Below are 22,122 nucleotides of genomic sequence, written 5' to 3'. Positions count from 1 at the left end.
CCCCGGCGCGGTGCGCTCAACCGTCCGTGGAGCGTCCACGAACCGTCCGTGAACGCTGGCGGACGATTTCTGGACGCTTGAGTCGCTCGACCGCCCATGAGCACGGACCGTGCGCGGACCTCCGGCCCGCCGCGGTCAGTCCGGCGGCGCTTCGCGCAGCCGCCCGGCGCGACCGAGCTCCCGCAGGCGCAGCGTCAGCCCCCGCTTCGACACCTCGAGACGCGCCGACATGGCGTCGAGATCTCCGCCGCACGCGTCGTGACAGCGCATCAGCTCGCCCTCCGGGATGTCCGCCGCCTTGCGGACGTGAGGGCTTCGCTCGATGAGACGGTAGAGGGCGGTGCGCGAGACGCCGAGCGTCGCCGCCGCGGGTCCGATCGACCAGCGGCTCTGCCGAAGCGCCCTGAGCAAGGCGTCCTCGTCGACCTCCCGGTCCATGGGGTGGTCCGCTGGATTGGCCGTGGAGGCGTCCGCATCTCGCGTCTCGACAAGGCGCGGTGCATCCGACAGGGGCCGCGGTGTCTGACGCGCCGGCTCCAGCGTCCGTTCCAGGCTCTCATCGATGACGATGGCGTCGGCGCCGCGGCTGGAGATCACCAGCTGCCGCGCGACGTTCCGGAGCTCGCGCACATTGCCGGACCAGCTGTGCTGGAGCAGCCGCACCATGAGGGATCGAGGAAACCACGGCAGTGCGGCGTCCGCGGGCGACTCCAGCCGGCCCAGATCTCCGACGCGCGCGAGCTCCTCGCGCAGAAAATGGAGCAGCAGGCGGGGAATGTCCTCGCGGCTCCGGCGAAGTGGAGGAAGGGTGATGGTATAGCCCTGTAGCCGATGGAGCAGCGGCGCGCGAAACCTGCCTTGCGCGACGGCGTGCTCCAGGTCGACGTCGGTCGCCGCGATGACCCTGACATCCACCGCGCGCTGCTCGGTGTCGCCGAGCGGCAGAATCGTGCCGGTCTCGAGCGCCCGGAGCAGCATTGCCTGGACATCCATCGACATGTCGCCGATCTCATCGAGGAAGAGCGTCCCACCGTGCGCGCGCTCGAAGAGGCCGGCGTGGCGCTGGTGAGCCCCCGTGAAGGCCCCTTTCGCGTGCCCGAACAGCTCCGCGGCCGCGGTGGTCGGGGCAAGCGCGGCCATGTTCACCGCGAGCCAGGGGCGACCAGCCCGCGGGCTCGCCTGGTGGATGGCCTGCGCGACGCGCTCCTTGCCAGCGCCGGTCTACCCCCGGAGAAGGACGGGGACTTGCAGATCGGCAACGCGCGCGATCGACCTGAGGACCACCTCGAGGGCGTCGCTGTCGCCGACGAGCCCGTATTTCGGCGCTGGGGGCGCGGCGGTCACCATGTGGACGAGGATCACGATCCTCCTGGAGAGCTGCAACAGCAGCCCCGCGCGCAGGGCCTCCGGAGAGAACCGGTGGGTCTCGTCGATGGGCTGTCCATCGACAGACAGCTGTCCCCGCCCCGCGGGCGTGATGGTCAGCGACTCGTCTGCACCCCACGTCACAAGATGAGGTTTCCGGCTCACATGAGGGTCGCAGAGCGCCGCGCACTCGTGCATGCGCGGCTGCGCGAACTCGGGCTCGAGGCGGGAAAGGGGCACCGCGTACCCAGGGACGGCCACCGTGGTTGCCCGCGCGCCGATCCGGCGCAGGTCCGGGTGGTAGAGCAACGTGAAGCGCAGGCCATGGGCCACCCCGGATGCGCGACGCTCCGGCCCCGTGTCGACGCCATTCAGCGTCTCCATCTGGTGCCATGAGTCTCGCAAGGAGCATTCCGCCGAGTTCGTCTGCTCGCCTCGCGCTCCCTCGGTCATCCTTGTCGTAAGAGCGGACGCCTGAGCGACAGCCTCGAAGCTGTCACCGCCCCTGATCTCGGTGCTGCACTGACGCTGAGACACGATCCGTTACTCTATCGCTGCTCTCCCGGTGTTCGTCCAGCATTTAGTTAGCCGCCACACAATTGCCACACTTCTGCGCCGTGCCTCCCCAGGGCCGACCAGCCCCGGTCGCTCTCGCGCTCCTCTCGTACCAACCGTCCATGGTCCCGTCGGGTAGCTCGGTTGCGCCCGCAAGGTCGTTCACGGTGCCCGATGGCGATCGTCGAGCCGCGCACGTGTCGACAAGCATCGTTGCCCCGCCTCCGCGTACCCGAGCCAGCGCCCCTCAACCTCTCCATCCATCCACGACTCCAGGCCACACTCTCACCCCCTCTCTCGCCCCTTTCCCCCCACCGCACAGCCGCCTCCGCCGGCAGAAAACTGGGCCCTCGGGATCGGCCTCTGATAGCGGCATGCGAGCCCATGGCCAACCTGGTGCTCGCCGTGCTCACCGCCCGCCGTATCGCGCGCAACGCGGCGCCGCTCGCGTGCGCCCTCGCCCTCGGGGGGCTCGTGGTCCTCGACGCGGCCGAGCGCCTGCCGCAGGTCGCGGCCGCGGCGGCGCTGCTCGTGCTGCTCGCGGCGCTCGTCCAGCGGGCGCGGCGGCGCGCGGCCGCCATCGAGGCGAGCGCGCTGCTCGACCTCGAGGTCGGCGCCCTCCTCGTCGTCGCGACGTTCGCCGCGGTCCTCCGCCTCGACGGCTCGCTCGACGGCGACGCCCACGCCGCCCTCTACGTCGTCATCGCCCTCGTGAGCGCCTTCGCCCGCCCCGCGGCGTCGCTCCTCGTCGCGATCGCCGCCGCCGCCCTCGAGATCGCCGTCCGCTCGGCCATGGCCGCGCGCGGCGCGCCGATCGCGTGGGGCGCCGCCGCGCCGCACATCGGCTTCATGGCCGTCTTCTCGATGCTGAACGCGGCCGTCCTCCGCGCCGAGATCAGCCGCGTCCGGAAGGCCTCCCACACCCGCCTCCAGGCCGAGATCGAGCGGCTCCGCGACGACGCGCGCAGCTACCGCCTGCTCGCCGCCCCGGCCCAGGCGCGCGGCGCGGCCCAGAAGGGCGACGACGAGCGGCTCGCCCGCTCCGGCGTCGAGGAGATCCACCAGTCGGTGCTCTTCGCGCTCCGCCTCCTGCGCGAGTCGCTGGACCTCTACACCGCGATGCTCCTCTGGCAGAACGACGCCGGCACGCACCTGCGCATCAGCGAGCTCGCGAGCGACGCCCCGAACCTCTCGGAGGGCCCGTTCCTCTCGGGCGACGGCGTCTTCGGCGCGGCCATCACGCAGCGCGCGCCGGTCGTCATCGGGGGCCTCAAGCCCGGCTACAAGCTCCCCTACTACGTCGGCCCCTCCCCGGTGCGCGCCGTCTGCGCGCTGCCGGTGTTCGAGCACGGCAAGCTCCGCGGCGTGCTCGTCGTCGATCGCGTCGAGGACCGGCCGTTCTCGCCGCGGGAGCTCGAGCTCATCGACGAGGCGTGCCGCTACGCCGTGCGCGCCATCCAGAACGAGCGCGTCTTCGTCCAGCTCGAGCGCGCCAAGGTGGAGCAGGGCAAGCTCTACCGCGCCGCCGAGGCGCTCGGCGCCGCCACCACGGAGCCCGGCGTCATCGAGGCGGGCGTCACGAGCGCCCGCGAGATCACGTCGGTCGATTTCGCCGCGGTGACGCTGTACGACGAGGCGCAGAAGGTCCACGAGATCCGCGCCGTGAGCGGCGACGGGGGCGCCGAGCTGACCGGGCAGCGCTTCCGCCACAACGCGGGGCTCGTCTCGATGGTGCTGCAGAACCGGCACCCGCTGCCGTACCGCGGCGAGTACGACGAGAAGCGGCAGATCGTCTTCACCCGCCGCGTGACGCCGCCGTCGATGCCGTCGATCATCGTGCTCCCGCTGGTCGTGCACGACCGGCCGCTCGGCACGCTGGTCCTCGGCTCGCGGCGGCGCGCGGCCTTCACCGACTCGGTGCGGAGCACGCTCGAGGTCCTCGCGAGCCACATGGCCGTGTCGCTCTCGAACGCGCGGATGATGCGGCGCCTCGAGGAGCTCGCGACGATGGACGGGCTCACCGGGCTGCTCAACAAGCGGGCGATGCTCGAGGTGGCCGACCAGAAGATCACGGCGGCGCGGAGGTTCTCGCGGCGGCTCTCGGTGCTCGTGACCGACATCGACCACTTCAAGAAGGTGAACGACACGTACGGCCACGACGTGGGCGACGTGATCATCAAGGGGCTCGGCGACGTGCTCCGGCGCGCGAAGCGCACGACCGACGCCGTCGCGCGCTTCGGCGGCGAGGAGTTCGTGGTGATCTGCGAGGAGACGGACGCGCGCGGCGCGATGCTGCTCGCCGAGCGCGTGCGCGAGGAGCTCGAGCGGACGACGTTCCACGCGGCCGGGAGCGGCGGCCCGGTGCAGTGCCAGGTCACCTGCTCGATCGGGATCGCCACCTACCCCGAGGCGGGCAGCACGTGGGAGGAGCTCTTCAAGGCCGCGGACGAGTCGCTCTACGTCTCGAAGCGGTCGGGCCGGAACCGCTCCACGGCGTGGTCGCCGGCGAACCGGTCGGGCAGCGGGCACCCGCCCGCGGCCGAGGCGACCGCGCCGGCGAGCACGACCGCGAGGCCCCCGGCGACGGCGAGCACGACCGTGAGGCCCCCGCCGGCAAGCACGACCGTGAGGCCCCCGGCGCCGGCAAGCACGACCGTGAGGCCCCCGGCGCCGGCGAGCACGACCGCGAGGCCCCCGGCGCCCGCGCCCGCGCCGCAGCGCAGGCCGTCTGCGGCGGGCGGCGGCCCGGCGTCCGCGGGGCACGATGGCGCACCGCCCGGCGGGAAGCGCGCCGCAGCCTCCTCGCTTTCGCCGGCGCCGGCCAAGACGCCCGGTGAGGCCGAGCCTCGGAGCAAGCCGAGGCGTCCGCCGGAGGTCGATCCCACGAGCAAGCCGAAGACCGCGGCCTGACGGGGCGCGCCGCTTGCGGCGCCAGCGCGGCGGGAACATAAGCCACCTCGACGCGGCGAGGCGAAGCCAAGGAGGCGCGATGAGCTCGGACCCGGATCGCGACGACCCGAAGGAGGATCTCAAGCAGGGGCTGAGCCTGCTCTGGCGCGCGGCGCGCAAGACGGCCGTGGACCTGCGCAAGGACATGGATCGCACGAGCGTCGGCAAGGCGATCGACGACGCCGGGCGCGAGCTCGTGCGGGCGGCGTCCAACGTGGTCGGCCGGCTCGGCGCCGAGCTGAGCAAGGGGCCGCCTCCGGCGCCGCCGCGCGAGGATCGCCCCGAGGGCGGCGGCGGGCCCGACGCCCCCGCGGCGCGGCCCACCGGGCCCACCCCGGAGGATCCCGGGTTCCGCATCGCGGTCGACCCGGACGACAAGGACGAGAAGCCCCGCTGAGGGCGGCTTCACGGGGGGTCGGCCGCGGTCGTGGGGCGCTCGGGGCGCTGCGCGGCGAGCGCCGCGGCGGTGAGCCCGTCGGCCTGCACCACGCACGCCTGGACCGGCCGGCCCAGCGAGGCGCGCCCCGCCACGGCCCCGCGCTGCGCGTCGAGGAACGAGATCCCGCCGCGCGCGTCGCACAGCGCGAAGCCGCCGACATAGGCCGCCCCGCCGAGGAAGTCCGCCTCTCCCGCGTGGGCCCACGCGAGCTCGCCCGAGCGCGCGTCGAGGCCGACGGCGGCCCGGTAGTACGTCGCCGCGAAGCGCTCCGCCTCGACGCCGGGCGGCCCGGATGCGCGGGGGCGGGCGTAGAGCCGCGCCCTGTCCTCGGCCGAGGCGATGGGCGCGAGCACCTCGGTCCCGTCGGTCATCCAGACCGGCGCCCCGGGCAGCTCGCGCGCTGGCAGCCGCGCCGTCGACGCGCGCCCGGCCGCGCCGATCCCGATGGCCTCGTCGAGGCGCGTCGCCGCCGCGCCGCCGCCGAAGAAGACGGCGCCGCCGAGCAGGAAGGCGCGGCTCACCTCGTTGTGGAGGAGCGCCCGCGCCACCTCGCCGCCCGTCTGCAGGTCGAAGACGGTGACGTACCGCCCCTGCCAGGGCAGGAACGCGTAGCGCCCCACGACGGCCGGCACGCCGATGGTGGCGGAGTCCTCGATCTGGCGCTGCACCATCCCGTCGTGGCCGATGGCGAGCACCACGCTCAGGGTGCCGGTGGTCGACACGAGCGACACCACGGTGGTCTCTCCGTCGTCGCCCGCGCCGCGGAGCCTGCCGCCGGCCCTTCGCGTCCAGAGCAGCCGGCCTGTGCGCGCGTCGAGCGCGAACAGCTCGCCCTGGCCGAGCCCGACGACGACGCTCCCCGCGACGGCCGGCCGCGCGTCGAGCGGGTGCGCGAAGGTCCACGCCGGGCCGCCGCCGAGCGGCACCCCGACGAGCTGGCGCGCCCCTGAGCCCGCGACGACGCCGACCGCCACGTCGGCGCCGAGGGGGACGGGCCTGCCCGCGAAGCGCTGCTGGAAGGCCGCGATGCCGGCGCCGCCGTCGTCCTTCCAGCGCGGGTCGAAGGCCTCGCCCTGCGTCTGTCCGCCGCCGCAGCCGCCGGAGAGGGCCGCGATCGCGACGCCCGGCGCGAGGACGAGCGCGCGGGCGCGGGCGGCGGCGCGGGGCGAGCGCGGGGGTCGCATGCGAGGTGTCCTGCGGCGGTCGTAGCGCGGCTCCGGTTGGCCGAGCAAGGAAGCGTCGGGGCGGCCGGGTGCGACGCGAGCGCACGAGGGGTGCGGCGAGCTACCCCCGCTCGGGTTCCACGCGTCCTTGGCGTCGCGGAGCGGCGGCGGCGTCCTCGCGCAGGCCGGCGCCGTCGTAGAGTGCCCGCGACATCTCCTGGTTGCTCTCTCTCATCGACACAAGCCGGCTGTCCTCGTCCCAGCGCAACGTGCGCTGCGGGCTACCCCGAGTATCTCCACTCCTTGTGGTTGCCGTTCGCGTCGTGGATCAGCTCCCTCAGTCGAGGCTGCGTTTCGGCCACCACGAGCTCGTCCACCTGGCTCGCCGCGTGCGGCTATTCCTCTCCGACATAGAGGTCGAAGTCCACCTCAGCGCAGATATTGGCAAGATCGCGAATTACTTTCTTGCTCAACCCCAGTGCAGGCTCGGTCGGCGCGTGCACTATGCAGGACAGTAGCACTTCGTTCTCTTCAGCCATCTCAGCGATTTGCTTGGCGCAGCGCTCAACCTTCCGGAGAACCGCGCTAATATGCTCGGATAGCTCGCAATGTTCGGGGAGCCCCGAGTGAAGCTCCCAGCAATTCGTGTTCTCGATGATGGTCGTATGCGGTCGTGGCTGCCCCGCGCGCCGAACGCGATCTGGATTCAAGCCCAAACGTGCGGTAACCTCCTCTGGCGCCACCGACCGGGTGATGATCTTAAGGCGGGCATGATTACGGACCGACATCACTCACCCCCCCGCATAATGTTTTCGATGTTTATTCCGGTCGGATCTCCCGGGCCCGAACCGGTCATACCGGTAGCTCCGCGTCCCCGCCGCGCTCGTCTCCTGCTTCATCTACTTCATCCGCCCGTTTCCACCCTACGCGCGACTATCGCCTACTCAATCGCGAAGCACGTTATCGTCACATCGACTCCGAGCTCAGCCAACCTACGGATCAGAGGAACGGTGAGCTGAAGATTGCACTGCCCCGCATAGGACACATCAAAATGCAGAACGATCTCCTGTGCGCCGGCCGCCTTGTACACCGGTATGCAGCGCTCGAGCGTGGCAAGGAATTCCGATTTAGATGACAAAAGATCAGCATCGTCTGGTGGCACAGAAAAGTCGTATTTTCCCCATCCTTCCAGCGATGGCCTTCCTCGATAACGACCGCGCGAGACAATCTCACCGGGTTCGATTTTTTCCGAAAATGGGACCTGTGCAGCACATTCAACTGCACCAGGCGAAAACCTCATCCCGCTAGCTACCCAATATCCTTCAACACGAATAGACGGATTCATGGCATGTAGGACCCCAAGAGGACATCTGTAATAACCTCATCACCAGTTTTTGGATTTCTCAGGACCACTCGACCCGCGCTATCAAAGCCGATGTCGGGATTCTTTGTGCCGAGCTTGCGAGCCTCGGATGCCCCATGAACGCGTACTCCAGCGGATCGAGGTTCACTCCCCAGTCGCCGGCCGGCCAGTGCTCCTCCGCCGCGAACCGCGCGCCGAGGTTCAGCTGCACCCGGAAGAACGCCTCTTCCGGCGCCTTCATCACCTTGTCCGGCAGCCCATCGCCGTTCACGTCCACGAAGTCCACGATCGTGCGCGCCGTCGTGCGCGTGTAGCCGATCCCCGCGCCCACGCTCGCGCTCACCCCGCCGCTCGAGCCGCCCGCGCTCGCCCCGAACCCGATGCTCTGCGCGCCCGTGTCCTCCAGCCTCACCGCCTCCGGGTCCGCCGCGTCCGAGAAGAAGCCCAGCACCTCGCCGAGCGCATCGTTCAGCGCGCCCGCGTTGAAGCTGGCCTTGTTGAATGCGTCCCGCTGCCACGGCACCGGCGCCGTGAACCGGTAGCCGAGGTTCAGCGCCACCGTCATCTGCCCGCTCTCGGGGCTCTGCGCCACCTGGTCGACAAGCCCATCGCCATTGATGTCGAGCAGCTCCACGTGCGCCGCCGACAACCCGTAGCTCGTCCCGGCGCTGAAGCTCGTGCGCAGGTAGCCTTGCGAACGCCCCTTGCTGTCCGTCTTGTTGAGCGTCTGCTCCTCCTCGTCTCCCGCGCTGAACGTGAGCGACGCAAGCTCGCCGCTCAGCCGCACCGTCCGGTGCTCCACCCGCCGCAGCGCCTCCGGCAGCGAGAAGGACGCGCTCACAACCTTCTCCCCCAGACGCAGTGGAGCGCGCCCTCGCTCTCCCGCGCGATCGAGATTGCCAGCCGTTCACTCGTCGGCCCTTTCATCAGATCGCCAACAGGTTTCCGCAGCCGCGAAAATGCGAATTTCCATGACAACAACAAGGGAATCCATCGGCCATCACACCTCTCTGTGTATCAACCAAGAGTAACCTGGTCCGACCAGTAAAGCTTCATTGCCGCACCAAAGCTCCCAGTTCTGTTCGATGCTCGCATCTCCGGGGAGATGGTCGCAGAACACTGCCAGACGGAGGTCGTCGGAGAATTCCAAGCAAAGGTCCCATGCCGGAGCGTAACAGGTCGCTCGCACGATCGTTTGGCCCCGCAGAGACTCAAGCGATCGAGCAATATCTTCGGTTTCCTGATCACTGCTTGAGAGAGGTGACACGGCGCCGTCCAACCGCCATGAGCACCAAATCAAAAACCGAAACTCCCCTTGGAACATTTTTATCTCGTCGTACTCTGCTGCATTTCGCAGAGGCAGCTCACGCGGAACCCGAGCGCCAAGCGCCAGCGAAAATGATGACCCCACCAGTCCTCCCGCACCGACGTACCAGCAACGCTGCCCTATCACGGCGTTAAGTCTGTCGGAAATTGCGACCGGAATTGAATTTGTGAGTGCAATCATTTGACGCCTTAATTCTTGGGGAACGATACTTTGATCTCGCGGGCCAACTCCAGAAGGTCGTCGATGGCTCCCAACCCATCGCCCTCTGTGCCAACGTCGGGTGAGACAAGCTCCCCCTGGAAATCTGTGGTGAGAGGGCGGAGAATGGACCTGACTCGTGCCGAAGCCTTCCCATCTCCGATCCGTCGATCCTACCCCCGCCCCAGCGGCGCAGGGCGCTGCTCCCCGCCCGAGTGGCGTCGCCGTCGAGACTGTGCCGAAGCGGGGCAAGAGGCGGAAGTTCTCGGCGGCGGAGAAGCTGCGCATCGTTCGCGAGGCGGCCGCGTGCACCCAGCGCGGGGACATCGAGGCGCTGCTGCGCCGCGAGGGCATCTACAGCTCCCTCCTGACGGCCTGGCGCAAGCAGCTCGCCCTCCACGGCAGCGAGGCTCTCGCGGGGCGCAAGCCCGGCCGCAAGCCGAAGCACGACGCGAAGGACCGGCGCATCGCCGAACTCGAGAAGCGCTCGGCGCGGCTCGAGGAGAAGCTCGCGCTCGCTGAGAAGCTCATCGACCTCCAAAAAAAAGTCTCTGCCATTCTGGGCATCAACCTCACGAACGACGAAGAGCGCTGATGGACGTCATCGAAGAGCTCGATGACCCGCACGTCCCCATCTCCCAGGCGTGTGCGGCACTCGGCGTCAGCCGCGCCACGCTCTACCGGCAGACTCAGCCCGCGAAGCCGTCCGCGCTGACCGGGCCCGCTCCGAGCCCACGCCGGCTCAGCGACCCCGAGCGGCAAGCCGTGCTCGACGTGCTGCACAGCGAGGAGTTCGTCGACCAGCCCCCGCCGGAGGTCTACGCGACGCTGCTGTCGCGCGGCGTCTACCTCGCCTCCATCCGCACCATGTACCGGCTGCTCGCCGCCTCCGGCGAGAGCGGGGAGCGGCGCGCCCAGCGTGGACCGATGACGCATGCCAAGCCAACGCTTACCGCCACGGCTCCCAACCAGATCTGGACGTGGGACATCACCAAGTTGCGCGGGTCGCTGCCTGGGGTCTTCTACTGCCTGTATGTCGTCCTCGACCTGTTCAGTCGCATGACCGTTGGCTGGCTGCTCGCCGAGCGCGAGAGCGCGGAGCTTGCCGAGCACCTCTTCGCAGAGACCGTCGCCCGCCACGGCGTCGAGCCCGGCTCGCTCACGGTGCACGCCGACCGCGGCTCCGCGATGCGGTCGGAGGGGCTCGCTCAGCTCCTCGGCTCGCTCGGCGTCGTTCGTAGCTTCAGCCGGCCTCACGTCAGCGACGACAACGCCTTCTCCGAGTCGCAGTTCAAGACGCTCAAGTACCAGCCAGACTATCCGGACCGCTTTGCCTCGCTGGCTCATGCACGAGCGTGGTGCCAGGAGTTCTTCAGCTGGTATAACGACCTTCATCAGCATTCTGGACTTGCGCTCTTCACACCTGCTGATGTATTCTACGGCCGAGTCGAAGATATCGCGGCTCGGCGCCAGGTCGCCCTGGACACGGCCTACGCCGCGCATCCGGAACGCTTCCCGAACGGGCCGCCCGTCGTGCGCAGGCCGCCCGCTTCGGTAGCCATCAACCCGCTGTCCGTTGACGATGCTGCCGGAGAGGCCGCGGCGCCCACGCACACGGGCACGACCAGCGCCGCGCCCGAACCTGGCGCCACGCCCACCGCCGTGCCGCGGCCGCTCCGACCTCGACCGGATGCTGCCCAGAGCCGGAACCCGCCCCTCAGCGCGATCCACTCATAGGATTCTCGTCTGGCCTGTCTCAAACCTGTTGGCATTCTCCGTCGGCACCCTTCAGCGCTCGCATCTCCTCATGGAGGATCTCTCGCTGGCCTGGGGAAAGCCCGATCTCTCGAACGATCCGATCGATCTGTTTGATATCGGCCTTCTTGGCCATGTTGACGACGCCTTCGCCGCCATACTTTAGCTTTGCCGCCTCCAGGCGCTTAACAGCTTCAGGCAGGAAATCCTGCACCGTCTTGCTTCCCCCCCTCCCGGCCAAGGCTTCCGCTTTCGCGGCGGCCCTCCGCGCAGCCAGCTTGGAGATCGCCTTGCCCCCAGCCTTGACCAGCGTCACGGCTGCCGTCCCAATGACCACCGCATCCATCGGGTCCACCACCGGCTCTTCCAGCGGCAGGTCTTCTCTCGCAACCTGCGCTTGGTGGAAGGCGAGCCGCTCCGCGAGGCCTCCGTCTACGCAGACTCCAGAGGCGCACATCGTATCATCCGGAGCGATGCTCTGCTCTGGGCTGTCCACAGCCCCCACGAACGACTGACAACCGCCATCAACACATTCCTCGGCCAGCCCGGTGGGGTCGACGAACCTCAGCGGATTGTTCCGCGTGTACGTGTACAGCCCCAGGTGAATCGGATCGTACACCCCGCCGTTCGGCACCCCCCGCATGTACGGGCCCAGGATCGGATCCGGACTCATCCACACCCCGAGCCGCGGCTCGTAGCTCCGCGCCCCATAGTGGTAGAGCCCGGTCGACAGGTCGAGCTCCTTGCCGGTGAACAGGTACGGCTGCCGGTTCTGGAACTGCGAGTCCGTCTGGTCGGTCCACAGCTCTCCGCTCGGCAGGTACTCGACATGCTGGCTGAGCTGCTGGTCCTGATCGGTGACGTACTGCGTGCTGCCGAGGTGGTCCGGGTGGTAGTACAACACCGGCGGCCGCTGGAACCAGTCCGCGTCGATGTTGCTCGCGAGCCGCGTCTCCCCCGCGAACAGGTGCTTTGTCGCCACCACCCCGTTGCGCACCACGAGGTGCTGGTCGACGTACGCCGTCTCCTCCTCGCCGGCCACCCCGTGCCGGTGCGCCCGTCGCTCCCCGGCGCCGTCGTACAGCGCCCGCGACAGCTCCTGGTTGTTCTCTCTCACCGACACAAGCCGGTTGTCTTCGTCCCAGCTCAGGGTGCGCTGCAGGTTACCCCTGTATTTCCACTCCTTGTGGTTGCCATTCGCGTCATAGAACGGCTCCCGCAGCCGCGGCGACGTCTCGGCCACCACGTACTCGTCCACCTGGTTCGCCGCGTGCGGCCTCGGACCGGTGTAGCGGTACTCGTTGCGGTACGTCCTCTCCCGGATCGGGTCCTGCTTCTGCCATTCCCCCGGGGCATTGTGCTTCGGCACGTACCGAGCCACCTCCTGCCCCTTCTTCCTCACGTTCCCGAGGACGTCATACGCGATGTCCAGCGTGTACCCCTGCTGCTCGTTCCCCCGCTCCTGGTAGGTCCCCGACGCCTCGGTCAGCTGGTAGAGGTCGTCGTACGCGAACCGCTGCTCCGTCGTCGCGACCATCACGGCTCCGCCCGGCGACGCGTCGAACGGCGCCTCGTTGTCGAGCGCGAGCACGTTGCCCACGAGATCATAGTCGTACCGCAGCCGCTGGAACGCCCTCGGCGGCCGCCCCATCTGCCGCATCTGCGGCGTCCGGTGGTCCGCGTCCACCTCCGATAGCCGCCGCGTCGATGCCTCGTACCGGTACTTCGTCTCGATTCCGTTACCCGCCACCACGCGCACCCGCTGACCGAACTCGTCGTACCCGATGTGTCTCAGGTACTCCGTCGTCATCGGCTCATTCGGGTGCTGCGGATTGACCTTCTGGTTCTCCCCGACCACCGACACCACCGCGCCGCCGCGGTCGTACCCGTAGCGCACGATCTCCTCGCCCGAACCGGGGAAGTGCAGCTCCTGCATCCGACCCAGCGAATCGAACACGTACTTCAGCGTCGCCTGGTACGTCCCCCGGTGCGGCTCGCGCAGCCGCGGGAACTCCGCCACGAGCTCCGCCACATGGCCGAACCGGTCATACCGGTAGCTCCGCGTCCCCGCCGCGCTCGTCTCCTGCTTCATCCGCCCCGCGCGGTTGCCGTTCGCGTCGCCGGCCTCCTCCGCCTCGCCGTACGTGTACACAACGTCCTGCGTCACCGGATAGTCGATCTTCCACAGCCGGTTGTGGTTGTACTCGTACCGGATCAGCTGACCGCGCAACGCGAGCTCCGCCGTCTGCTTCGCGCGGAGGTTCCCGGCCAGGTCGTACCGCCACTCCGTGCGCCCCGCGTCCGGGCTCACGAGCGCCACCATCCGGCCCGCGGTGTCGTACGTCGCCGTGGTCGCGTTGTTGCGCGCGTCCGTCACCCGCACCAGCTCGCCCACCGGGTTGTGCTCGTACCGCGTCACGATCGGCTGCCCCACCTCGTCGATCGTGTTCCACTCCTCCACCGCCACGATCCGCCCGCCCACGTCCCGGTAAGTGTTACGCGACTTGCCGTTCGCGTCGATCACCGTCTCCTGGAACAACAGCTGCCCGTCGAACTGCACAAGGTCGTGCTCGACCCACGTCCGCGCATACCCAGCCGTCGCGGTGGCCTTGGGGTCCGGCATCTCGACAAGCCGCGTCCGCGACAGCACGTCGTGCTGGAAGTGCGTGCTCCGCACCATCTCCACGGCCGTGAACGCCGTGTCCGGCTCCACGCTGAACACCGGCTGTCCCTGCTCCTTCACCCGGCCCAGCGCGTCGAACCGCACCGCCCCGCTCACCGTCATCCCGACCTCGGTGCCCGTACCCGTGTCGCGCTCCTGGTCCTTCTTGGTCTGGATCACCCGCCCGAGCCCGTCCGCGAACGTCACCGTCACGATCGGATCGCCCGCGTGCTCCGCGTCCTTGTGGCTCGTCCTCGCCCACGCTGGCAGCGCGGCGGACTGATCCGGCTGGAGCGCGTACTCGAACCCGACCGCCGGCTCGCCTTCTCCGTCGAGGTCTTCCTCGCTCCAGATCTTGCTCGGCGTGCATCCGACCGGAAGCGCCTGCGGCTCGGTGAGATCGTTCGGCCCCCAGACCCCGATCAGCCGGCCGAACGCGTCGTACCGATGGACCATCGTGTGCCCATTGACATCCGTCTCTTGCGCCACCGTGCCGAACAGGGGGTTGGGCACGCTGATCGAGCGGTAGCCGAAGCTGTCGGTCACGCACGTGCGGTAGCTGCGCGTCAGCGCATCGTAGCCGTAGGTCAGCTTGTAGCTGGCCGGATCGGTGAAGGTCGCGAGGTTGCCCACCTCATCAAAGCTGAAGCGCCAGGTCGCCTGGTCGCCCGCATACGGCGAGCCGTCCGGCCGCTTGCCTCCGGCGATGACGTTCGTGAGCGCCGCGAGCGCGCCCGTTCCCGGCCAGTACGTCGCCGTGCGCTCGCGCAGCACGCGGCCCTCCGCGTCGGTCGTCCGCACGAGGCTCGGCTTCACGAAATACGGCACATCGTCCTTCTCGTAGTCGATGTGGTGGTGCACATCGTCCACCGCGCTCCCCTCCTCGCCGAAGGAGAACACGTCCGTGAGGTTGCCGTCGTCGTCATAGAACCGCGTCTCCAGCGCGCTCTTGTGAACCGCCGCCGGGTCGTCCGTGGTCCCCTCGTAGAACGCGCTCGTCCGCGCCGTCTCCCTCGGGAAGAACCACCCGTTCGCCGCAATCTGCGCCAGATCGGGCGGCAGGTGCTCGACCTCCTCCACCCTGTAGAGCATCCCCTCGCCGTCGCGCAGGGCCGAGCGCGCCACGAGCCCACGCCGATAGACGTCCGCGTTCCGGTACTCCACCTCCTCGACCGCCATCGCGGGGACCCCATCCCCATCCTCGCCCAGGGTCGTCGTCGTGACACGCCGGTACCCGAGGTCCATCCGCTCGTCCCGGTGATAGATCCCATCTCCGTGGGTCTCGAGCCGCGTCCGGTACGTGTGCACCCCCTGCGCGCCGCTCACGCCCTCCACCCCGTCGCGCACGACCACGTCGCTCAGCACCCACTGGCTCGACGGCATATCGACAACGGCCGTGCGGCCGTCGCTCTCGTCCACCGGCGCATTCCCGGCCACCTCCCTCGGCACCACCAGGTTGCCCTCGCGCCGGTAGTCGATCTCCACGCTCCCGCCCAGCGGCCGGTTCACCCGCCACAGCAGGTTCGCCTTGCCGATGGCATTCCTCCGCGTCCGCACCGCGCTGTCGCCGTCCCGCTTCAGCACGTGGTCGGCCAGCCCGTCGCCGTCGATGTCCTCGAACCCGAGGTGCGACGCGCCCGTTCCCTCCGAGTAGTACACCGACCCGCCGACGCAGACGAAGTAACAGACCTGCAGCGACACGCTGCCGTCGTGGCTCTCCGAGCGCCGGAAGCCCACCGCGTCCCCGCTCCCCATGAACGCGTACTCCAGCGGATCGAGGTTCACTCCCCAGTCGCCGGCCGGCCATTGCTCCTCCGCCGCGAACCGCGCGCCGAGGTTCAGCTGCACCCGGAAGAACGCCTCTTCCGGCGCCTTCATCACCTTGTCCGGCAGCCCATCGCCGTTCACGTCCACGAAGTCCACGATCGTGCGCGCCGTCGTGCGCGTGTAGCCGATCCCCGCGCCCACGCTCGCGCTCACCCCGAACCCGATGCTCTGCGCGCCCGTGTCCTCCAGCCTCACCGCCTCCGGGTCCGCCGCGTCCGAGAAGAAGCCCAGCACCTCGCCGAGCGCATCGTTCAGCGCGCCCGCGTTGAAGCTGGCCTTGTTGAAGGCGTCCCGCTGCCACGGCACCGGCGCCGTGAACCGGTAGCCGAGGTTCAGCGCCACCGTCATCTGCCCGCTCTCGGGGCTCTGCGCCACCTGGTCGACAAGCCCATCGCCATTGATGTCGAGCATCTCCACGTGCGCCGCCGATAGCCCGTAGCTCGTCCCGGCGGTACTCCACCGCCGGCGCCCATGCGACGCGCGCCGGGTCGTCGGGCACGTCCGACTTCACCCGGAACCACAGCCGATCGCCCTCCTTGACCGGAACCAGGCCGTTCGCATCGCTGTGCAGCCGTCCCGCGAGCGCCAGCACCCCCGCGTCCGCGCTCACCACCTCCTCATCCATGATGCTGTAGAACGCGCCCTCGCTCTCCCGCGCGATCGACACCCTCAGCTGATCGCTCGTCGACCCTTTCACCAGATCGCCCGTGATGCTCACGAGGCCATCCGAGGACGCGACCCACGGCACCTCGGGACGCCCTCCGAGGCGATGGTCCTGTGCGTACTCGAATCGATGGATCGGCCGCCCGTCCGGCCCCACCTGCCCGAGCAGCTCCTCGCCGACCTCGTAGGTGATCGACGGGCTCCACGACAGCAGGTCGGCTGCCGTGTTCACCGCCCTCTCCGGGTCGATCTCGGGCGTCGCGCTCACCCGGAAGTAGAGGCGATCGCCCGCGAGCACGTGTGTCGTGAGCGGCGCGCCGCCGCAGTCGCCCGCGCCGATCGCGCACGGCCCGAGCTCGTCCGGACCGAACACGTGGTTGAACAGCGGCGGCAGCTCCCCGTTGCGCACGAGCTCCACGCGCAGCCCGTCGCCCCCCGCCTCCTGCTTCTGCAGCACGCCCCCGATGCGAAGCGCCCCTCCACCCGCTGGCGCACAGGGCTCTCCGGCGAGACGTGCCGTGTCAACATGCAATGAACGAGAGCAATAAAAGCGCGTCGCCGTACTCTCCTATCATCGGCCGTCTCTTTACTGAGAGCTGCGCACGACCCTCATCGCAGCAGCATTCGGACGTCTGGCCCACGCGGCACGCTGTTGACACCGCCTCCCCATTCGCGACCATCACCCGGTCACGCTCAACCAGGAGGGAGCCCATGCCCCAGAAACGCACCGTGAAGAACTCGTCCAAGCCCACATCGTCCAAGGTCAGGTCGTCCAGGAAGACGCCCGCCCCCAGGACGAAACGCCCTGCCGCACACGCCGCCGATCCCACCAGCGACGAGGCGCTCCTTGCGCTCGACCCTGGCTACGCGTCCGCGCCCGATATCCCGCTGAGCGTCGCGGAGCGCGAGCTCACCTCGCTTTCGCGCCTCGCGCGCGCTCAGCAGGCGCGCCTCTCGAAGATCGGTATCACCGCCGACAAGGTGGACCTCCTCGCGCGCTTCGCGCGGCGGCTCGGCGCGATCGAGAAGGCGTGGCAGAAGGCGCGCGGCGCCGTGAAGCTCACGTCCGCGCAGCGGAGGCTCCGCGATGAGGCCGAGACGCTCGACGCGAAGCTCGTGGCCGGCGGCCGCTGGGGCTGCCGGAACGACGCCGCCGCCCAGGCCGAGCTCTCGCGCATCGCCGAGGGCTCCGGCCTGGCCGATATCATCCAGGACCTCCGCGATCTCGTCGACTTCTGGGACGACCACGAGGGCGCGCTCGGCGTGACCGACATCACGAAGAAGGATCTCGCGAGGGCCAGCGCGCTCGCCGACGCCCTTGAGGACGCCGCCGCCAACGAGGCCTCGGACGCGAGCGCCGCGCAGGCGCTGGAGCTCCGCAACCGCACGTTCTGGGCCGCCGACGAGCTCGCCAGGGAGATCCGCGAAGGCGGCCGCTATGCCTTTCGCGATCAGCCCAAGCTCGCAACGAAGTTCGTCTCCCGCTATCGGGCGAGCGTGAAGCGGCGCTCCCACCGGAAAGCCACGGCCACCGCGCCCGTCGCCGTCCCGGAGCCGGTCCCGGAAGCATAACCGGGCCCCGCGCTCGATCCTCCCACGCCCGCGCTCGATCCTCCCACGCCCGCGCTCGATCCTCCCACGCCCGCGCTCGATCCTCCCACGCCCGCGCTCGATCCTCCCACGCCCGCGCTCGATCCTCCCACGCCCGCGCTCGGTCCTCCCGCCCCCGGTCCTCGAAGGGGGCGTGCTAGAAGGCCCGCGTGCACTTCACCATCTGTCACGAGCTCGACGCGCCCCTCGACGCCATCGAGCTCGCCGTGCTCTCGCCGGAGCTCGGGCCGCGGCTGGCCAGGAAGGTCGCCTCCATCGAGAGCGTCGTCACGATCGAGCACGCGCTCCACAACGGCGAGCTCCTCCGCATCCTCCGCTTCCAGGCGAGAGCGCCGCTGCCGATCTTCAAGGGCTATCCCGTCGCCAAGGACGCCATGTCCTGGGAGGAGCGCTCGACCTACCGGCTCTCCGATCACGCCTCCACCTGGCAGGTGAGCCCGAAGGAGCAGTGGCGCAGCTACTTCCGCTCCACAGGCACGTACCAGCTCGAGCGCCTGCCCGAGGGACGCACCCGCCGCCGCGTCGACGGCGACATCGAGATCCGGCTGCGCCTGCTCGGCCCGCTCGTCGAACGCCTCGCCCTCGCCGAGGTCCAGCGGACGTACGACGCCGAAGCGGATACCCTCCGGGAGCTCGTCAGCGCATGAACGACCTACCCCGCCCCCAAAGCCCCGCCCGCCGTGCCCCCTTCGCCCGCGCCGCCGCGCTCCTCGGCGTGTACGCGACCGCCGCGCTCGCCGGCGCGATCGCCGCGCTCACCGCGCCGACCGCCGCGCTCGCCGCGCCGACCGACGGGCCCTCGCAGCCGATCCCGGATCCGGGCAAGGCCGTCGCCAGCAGCGACGACACCTCGGCCATCGCGGTGAACCCCGCGAACCTCTCCTTCCTGCCAGGCACCGAGCTCCGGTGGACCTGGGTCTCCACGGGCTCGGCCTCGCCGCTGCCAGCGCGCGGCCACTCGATCGCGCTCGGCGTGCCGCTCTGGTACGTGTCGACCGGCCTGCGCTTCGACTTCCTCGACCCGCCCGAGGCCGCGGCGGCGCCGCTCGACAGCACCGCGCGCTGGGTCCGCTGGGGGCTCGCGCTCGACACCGGCCCGGGCTTCGCGTTCGGGACGACGCTCGGCTGGGGCAGCTCCGACGCGCCGGCGCTCGACGGGTACTTCTCGCTCACGAGCGGCGTCACCCTCCGGCCCTTCACCTGGCTCTCGCTGTCGGCCGTCGCGCGGGACTGGAACCGCCCCGAGAGCCGCCTCCGCGTGGCCATCGAGCGCAGCTACGATCTCGGCGTCGCCGTGCGACCCGTGGGCGGCCGGCGCGCGCTCGAGATCGGCCTCGAGACCGCCTACGTCGAGAACAGCGACCCCGACGAGAGCGGCGCCTGGACGCCGCGGGCCACGCTCGGCCTGCGGGTGCCCTACGTCGGCACGCTCCGGGGCGACGTGACGCTGCGCGACCTCGCGGCCGACGGCGGCCCGCACATCGCGGCCATGGCCGGGCTCGACGTCAACGTCGGCGAGCTGCAGGTCTCCGCCGGCGGGGTCTTCGGCGACGCCATCACGAAGAACGGCACCGGCGTCTACACAGGCGTCGCGCTCCGCAGCTTCTCCGAGCCGGGCGTCCAGCTGCCGGCCCGCGTCGTCCGCGTCCGCCTCGACTCGACCCCGGGCGTCCGCAGGCACACGCGGTTCCTCCAGCAGCTCTGGCGCCTCGCCGAGGACCCGGAGGTCTCCGGGGTCGCGCTCGTGCTCCGCGCCGAGCCGGCCAGCTCGCTCGCCCACGCCGAGGAGGTCGCCGACGCGATCCGCAACCTGCGGAGCCACGGCAAGAAGGTCCTCTGCCACCTCGAGGACGCCGGCGGGCGCTCGCTCCACGTGTGCTCGCACGCCGACGCCATCGCGATGAACCCCGCGGGGGGCCTGCGCTTCTCCGGCATCTCGTCGAGCTACTTCTACTTCGGCGGGCTCCTGAAGAAGCTCGGCGTGCAGGCGGACATCGTCCGCATCGGCGCGCACAAGCTCGCCGCCGAGCAGTTCGCCCGCGAGGGCAGCACCCAGGTCGGCAAGGACGACCACCAGGCGCTGATCGACGAGCTCTCCGGCGCCTTCCTCGGCGAGGTGAGCGCCGGGCGCCGCATCCCCGTCGAGGAGCTCAAGCGGCGGCTCGCGCGCGGCCCGTTCCTCGCGCAGGAGGCGCGGCAGAGCGGCCTCGTCGACATGCTCGCCTACGACGACGAGCTCGGCCGCGTCGTCGACGAGGTGATGGGGCGCTCCTCCCGCGTCGTCGACGATGACCCGGGCGACGAGGCGCCGGAGCGCTGGGGCTACTCGCCCAAGATCGCGCTCGTCTACCTCGACGGCGACATGATCGACGGCGAGAGCCGGTCGATCCCGCTGCTCGGCGTCAAGCTCGCGGGCTCGTACACGGTCGCGGGCGCGCTGCGCCGCGCGCGCGAGGACCGCAACGTCCGCGCCGTCGTGCTCCGCGTCGAGACCGGCGGGGGGTCGACGCTCGCGGCGGACGTCATCCTCCGCGAGGCGATCCTCACGGCGCGCGTGAAGCCGCTCATCGTCTCGATGGGCTCCCAGGCCGCGAGCGGCGGCTACTACGCGTCCGTCGCCGGCGGCACCCTCTTCGCGACCCGCTCCACGATCACCGGATCCATCGGCATCTTCTACGGGAAGGTCGACGTCACCGGGCTGCTGCAGAAGCTCGGCGTGAGCCTCGAGACGTTCCGCTCGGCGCCGCGCGCCGACGCCGAGTCGCTCTACAGGCCGTTCACCGACGACGAGCGCGAGCAGCTCGGCATCAAGGTCAAGCAGCTCTACGACCGGTTCGTCGCCCGCGTCGCCGAGGGCCGGCGCATGCGGCCCGACGAGGTCGACGCCCTCGCGCGCGGGCGCGTGTGGACCGGCGCCCAGGCCCTGGAGCGCCGGCTCATCGATCGCATCGGCGGGCTCCGGGAGGCGCTCGCCGAGGCGCGCCGGCTGGGCCGGCTGCCCGACGACGCGCCCGTCCTGTCGCTCCCCGAGGAGGACACGTCGCTCCTTGGCTACGCCCTCAGCCTGGTCGGCTTCTCGGCGCAGGCCCAGGGCGAGCTCGCGACGGCGACCCTCCCGCCCGTGATGCTCGACGCCGCGCGCGCCCTCACGCCGTTCCTCGTGTTCGGCGCCGACAGGCCGCTCGCGCGCAGCGAGTTCGCCGGGGAGATCTCGTTCGGCGCCCCCACCACGGCCCGCGAGGACGCGCCCCGAGGGCCCGCGCCGCGCGCGCAGGGGGAGCGCTGAGCCCATGGAGAAGGCCGAGGCCGCCGGCCCGCCGCTCCTCGACGCCCGCGCCGCGCGCATCGCCGTCGACGACGTTGTCGCGATCGACGCGCTCACCGCGGAGGCGCGCGGCGATCGCGTGCTCTGCGCCGGCGACACCGGCGCGCTCTTCGCGGCGCTCACCGGCATCCCGTTCTCGGCCGTCCGCGCGCCGGCGCCGGGCGACGCGGCGGACGACGCGGCGCCCGGCGAGGCGCGCGTCGTCGCCGGGCGCCTCGAGGTCGCGGGCCGCGACGTCGCGCGCTCCGCGCACCGCGCCGCGAGCGGGGCGGCGCCGCTCGATCCGCCGCTGCCGCTCGCGTGGACCGCGGACGCCTACGTCGCCTGGAGCGCGCGGCTCTCCGGGGCCTCGCCGCGCGCGGCCGCCGAGATGGCGCCGCCCGCCCTGGCGCGGGTCGGCCTCGCGGCCGCCCGGAAGCGCACGCTCCGGACGCTGGCGCTGCCCGAGCGCCGCGCGCTCGTCCTCGCCCAGGCGATCGTGACGGCGCCGGCCGTGCTGATCGCCGAGGATCCGCTCGTCGGCCTCGACGACGGCGCGGCCGGCTTCGTCCTGGCCGCGCTCGCGGGCGCCACCGAGGGCCGCGGCGCGCTGCTCACGGCGGCGCGCCTCGACGTCGAGGGCCCGCGGGGCGTCCTGGTCCGCGGCGCCACCGACGTGCTCGTGCTCGCCGGCGGCGAGCTCGCCTTCTCGGGCTCCTTCGCGGAGATCGCCGCCGGGGGCCGCGTCTACACCCTCACCGTCCGCAGCAACGCGGAGCTCCTCCGCGAGGAGCTCGCCGCCCGGGGCATCGCGCTGCGGGGAGGGCCGGCGCGCTTCTCGGCCGCGCTGCCCGAGGGCGCGACGACCCGCGACCTCGTCCTGGCCGCCACGCGCTGCCGCGCCGCGATCGTCGAGCTCACCCCCCTCTTCTGAGGGCCGC

Annotated in this window: 15 protein-coding genes and 1 pseudogene; 8 read left to right on the top strand and 8 right to left on the bottom strand. The window is 70.6% G+C overall.

The features are described from left to right. Positions 1 to 135: 135 nt before the first annotated feature. The 3 genes and pseudogenes from WMF36_RS43525 to WMF36_RS43515 all read right to left on the bottom strand — a co-directional run bounded on the left by WMF36_RS43525 (position 136) and on the right by WMF36_RS43515 (position 1,749). Positions 136 to 438, bottom strand: a complete 303-nt coding sequence (locus WMF36_RS43525; protein ID WP_437582033.1) for a helix-turn-helix domain-containing protein — start codon at positions 436 to 438, stop codon at positions 136 to 138. A 369-nt stretch (positions 439 to 807) separates the two neighbouring features. After that, positions 808 to 1,209: pseudogene (locus tag WMF36_RS43520) on the bottom strand (sigma-54 factor interaction domain-containing protein); the annotation flags it as partial. Between the two features lie 12 nt (positions 1,210 to 1,221). Next, positions 1,222 to 1,749: a hypothetical protein gene (locus WMF36_RS43515; RefSeq protein ID WP_437576745.1), complete on the bottom strand. Its 528-nt coding sequence runs from the start codon at positions 1,747 to 1,749 to the stop codon at positions 1,222 to 1,224. 555 nt (positions 1,750 to 2,304) lie between these two features. Here WMF36_RS43515 and WMF36_RS43510 point away from each other — a divergent pair. Both WMF36_RS43510 and WMF36_RS43505 read left to right on the top strand, forming a co-directional pair. Then, positions 2,305 to 4,830, top strand: a complete 2,526-nt coding sequence (locus WMF36_RS43510; RefSeq protein WP_437576744.1) for a diguanylate cyclase — start codon at positions 2,305 to 2,307, stop codon at positions 4,828 to 4,830. Positions 4,831 to 4,909: 79 nt separating this feature from the next. Further along, entirely contained in the window at positions 4,910 to 5,266 is a 357-nt protein-coding gene (locus WMF36_RS43505; protein ID WP_437576743.1) for a hypothetical protein, read from the top strand. A gap of 8 nt (positions 5,267 to 5,274) precedes the next feature. Here WMF36_RS43505 and WMF36_RS43500 read toward each other — a convergent pair whose 3' ends face one another. From WMF36_RS43500 to WMF36_RS43485, 4 genes are all read right to left on the bottom strand, one after another. Further along, complete coding sequence (locus WMF36_RS43500; RefSeq protein WP_437576742.1) at positions 5,275 to 6,492, bottom strand: outer membrane protein assembly factor BamB family protein; 1,218 nt, start codon at positions 6,490 to 6,492, stop codon at positions 5,275 to 5,277. Positions 6,493 to 6,866: 374 nt separating this feature from the next. Beyond that, positions 6,867 to 7,259 carry a DUF4279 domain-containing protein gene (locus tag WMF36_RS43495; protein WP_437576741.1) on the bottom strand — a complete coding sequence of 131 codons (393 nt, stop codon included), beginning with the start codon at positions 7,257 to 7,259 and terminating at the stop codon, positions 6,867 to 6,869. A gap of 152 nt (positions 7,260 to 7,411) precedes the next feature. Next, on the bottom strand, positions 7,412 to 7,816 hold the full coding sequence (locus WMF36_RS43490) for a hypothetical protein (RefSeq protein ID WP_437576740.1): 405 nt from the start codon (positions 7,814 to 7,816) through the stop codon (positions 7,412 to 7,414). A gap of 58 nt (positions 7,817 to 7,874) precedes the next feature. Next, positions 7,875 to 8,675, bottom strand: a complete 801-nt coding sequence (locus WMF36_RS43485) for a hypothetical protein (protein ID WP_437576739.1) — start codon at positions 8,673 to 8,675, stop codon at positions 7,875 to 7,877. Between the two features lie 919 nt (positions 8,676 to 9,594). Here WMF36_RS43485 and WMF36_RS43480 point away from each other — a divergent pair. Together WMF36_RS43480 and WMF36_RS43475 are read left to right on the top strand one after the other, a co-directional pair. After that, positions 9,595 to 9,954 carry a transposase gene (locus tag WMF36_RS43480; RefSeq protein ID WP_437573832.1) on the top strand — a complete coding sequence of 120 codons (360 nt, stop codon included), beginning with the start codon at positions 9,595 to 9,597 and terminating at the stop codon, positions 9,952 to 9,954. Then, on the top strand, positions 9,954 to 11,096 hold the full coding sequence (locus WMF36_RS43475) for an IS3 family transposase (RefSeq protein ID WP_437573833.1): 1,143 nt from the start codon (positions 9,954 to 9,956) through the stop codon (positions 11,094 to 11,096). The genes WMF36_RS43480 and WMF36_RS43475 overlap by 1 nt, the downstream gene beginning before the upstream one ends. 19 nt (positions 11,097 to 11,115) lie before the next feature. Here the strand turns inward: WMF36_RS43475 and WMF36_RS43470 are convergent, their stop codons facing one another. Further along, entirely contained in the window at positions 11,116 to 16,014 is a 4,899-nt protein-coding gene (locus WMF36_RS43470) for a toxin TcdB middle/N-terminal domain-containing protein (RefSeq protein ID WP_437576738.1), read from the bottom strand. Between the two features lie 963 nt (positions 16,015 to 16,977). On the opposite strand from WMF36_RS43470, the gene WMF36_RS43465 reads away from it, so the two are divergent. The 4 genes from WMF36_RS43465 (at position 16,978) to WMF36_RS43450 (ending at position 22,115) form a co-directional block, all read left to right on the top strand. Beyond that, the gene (locus tag WMF36_RS43465; RefSeq protein ID WP_437576737.1) at positions 16,978 to 17,838 is read left to right on the top strand and encodes a hypothetical protein; all 861 of its coding nucleotides are present in this window, start codon (positions 16,978 to 16,980) and stop codon (positions 17,836 to 17,838) included. 188 nt (positions 17,839 to 18,026) lie between these two features. After that, the gene (locus tag WMF36_RS43460; protein ID WP_437576736.1) at positions 18,027 to 18,524 is read left to right on the top strand and encodes a DUF2505 domain-containing protein; all 498 of its coding nucleotides are present in this window, start codon (positions 18,027 to 18,029) and stop codon (positions 18,522 to 18,524) included. Beyond that, positions 18,521 to 21,163 carry a signal peptide peptidase SppA gene (sppA, locus tag WMF36_RS43455; RefSeq protein ID WP_437576735.1) on the top strand — a complete coding sequence of 881 codons (2,643 nt, stop codon included), beginning with the start codon at positions 18,521 to 18,523 and terminating at the stop codon, positions 21,161 to 21,163. The genes WMF36_RS43460 and sppA overlap by 4 nt, the downstream gene beginning before the upstream one ends. A 4-nt stretch (positions 21,164 to 21,167) precedes the next feature. Then, a complete protein-coding gene (locus tag WMF36_RS43450; protein WP_437576734.1) occupies positions 21,168 to 22,115 on the top strand; it encodes an ABC transporter ATP-binding protein in 948 nt (315 codons plus the stop codon). Positions 22,116 to 22,122: the final 7 nt, after the last annotated feature.

It is taken from the genome of Sorangium sp. So ce887, from assembly GCF_051521455.1.
Classification (GTDB): Bacteria; Myxococcota_A; Polyangia; order Polyangiales; family Polyangiaceae; genus Sorangium.
This window is presented reverse-complemented; position numbering and strand designations above follow the sequence as displayed.

Excerpts from the sequence above, each read along its gene's own strand:
- WMF36_RS43465 (WP_437576737.1), top strand. The coding sequence starts at position 16,978 with ATGCCCCAGAAACGCACCGTGAAGAACTCGTCCAAGCCCACATCGTCC.
- WMF36_RS43490 (WP_437576740.1), bottom strand. The coding sequence starts at position 7,816 with ATGAATCCGTCTATTCGTGTTGAAGGATATTGGGTAGCTAGCGGGATG.
- WMF36_RS43510 (WP_437576744.1), top strand. The coding sequence starts at position 2,305 with ATGGCCAACCTGGTGCTCGCCGTGCTCACCGCCCGCCGTATCGCGCGC.
- WMF36_RS43505 (WP_437576743.1), top strand. The coding sequence starts at position 4,910 with ATGAGCTCGGACCCGGATCGCGACGACCCGAAGGAGGATCTCAAGCAG.
- WMF36_RS43450 (WP_437576734.1), top strand. The coding sequence starts at position 21,168 with ATGGAGAAGGCCGAGGCCGCCGGCCCGCCGCTCCTCGACGCCCGCGCC.
- WMF36_RS43515 (WP_437576745.1), bottom strand. The coding sequence starts at position 1,749 with ATGGAGACGCTGAATGGCGTCGACACGGGGCCGGAGCGTCGCGCATCC.
- WMF36_RS43470 (WP_437576738.1), bottom strand. The coding sequence starts at position 16,014 with ATGCTCGACATCAATGGCGATGGGCTTGTCGACCAGGTGGCGCAGAGC.
- WMF36_RS43500 (WP_437576742.1), bottom strand. The coding sequence starts at position 6,492 with ATGCGACCCCCGCGCTCGCCCCGCGCCGCCGCCCGCGCCCGCGCGCTC.
- WMF36_RS43525 (WP_437582033.1), bottom strand. The coding sequence starts at position 438 with ATGGACCGGGAGGTCGACGAGGACGCCTTGCTCAGGGCGCTTCGGCAG.
- WMF36_RS43475 (WP_437573833.1), top strand. The coding sequence starts at position 9,954 with ATGGACGTCATCGAAGAGCTCGATGACCCGCACGTCCCCATCTCCCAG.
- WMF36_RS43495 (WP_437576741.1), bottom strand. The coding sequence starts at position 7,259 with ATGTCGGTCCGTAATCATGCCCGCCTTAAGATCATCACCCGGTCGGTG.
- sppA (WP_437576735.1), top strand. The coding sequence starts at position 18,521 with ATGAACGACCTACCCCGCCCCCAAAGCCCCGCCCGCCGTGCCCCCTTC.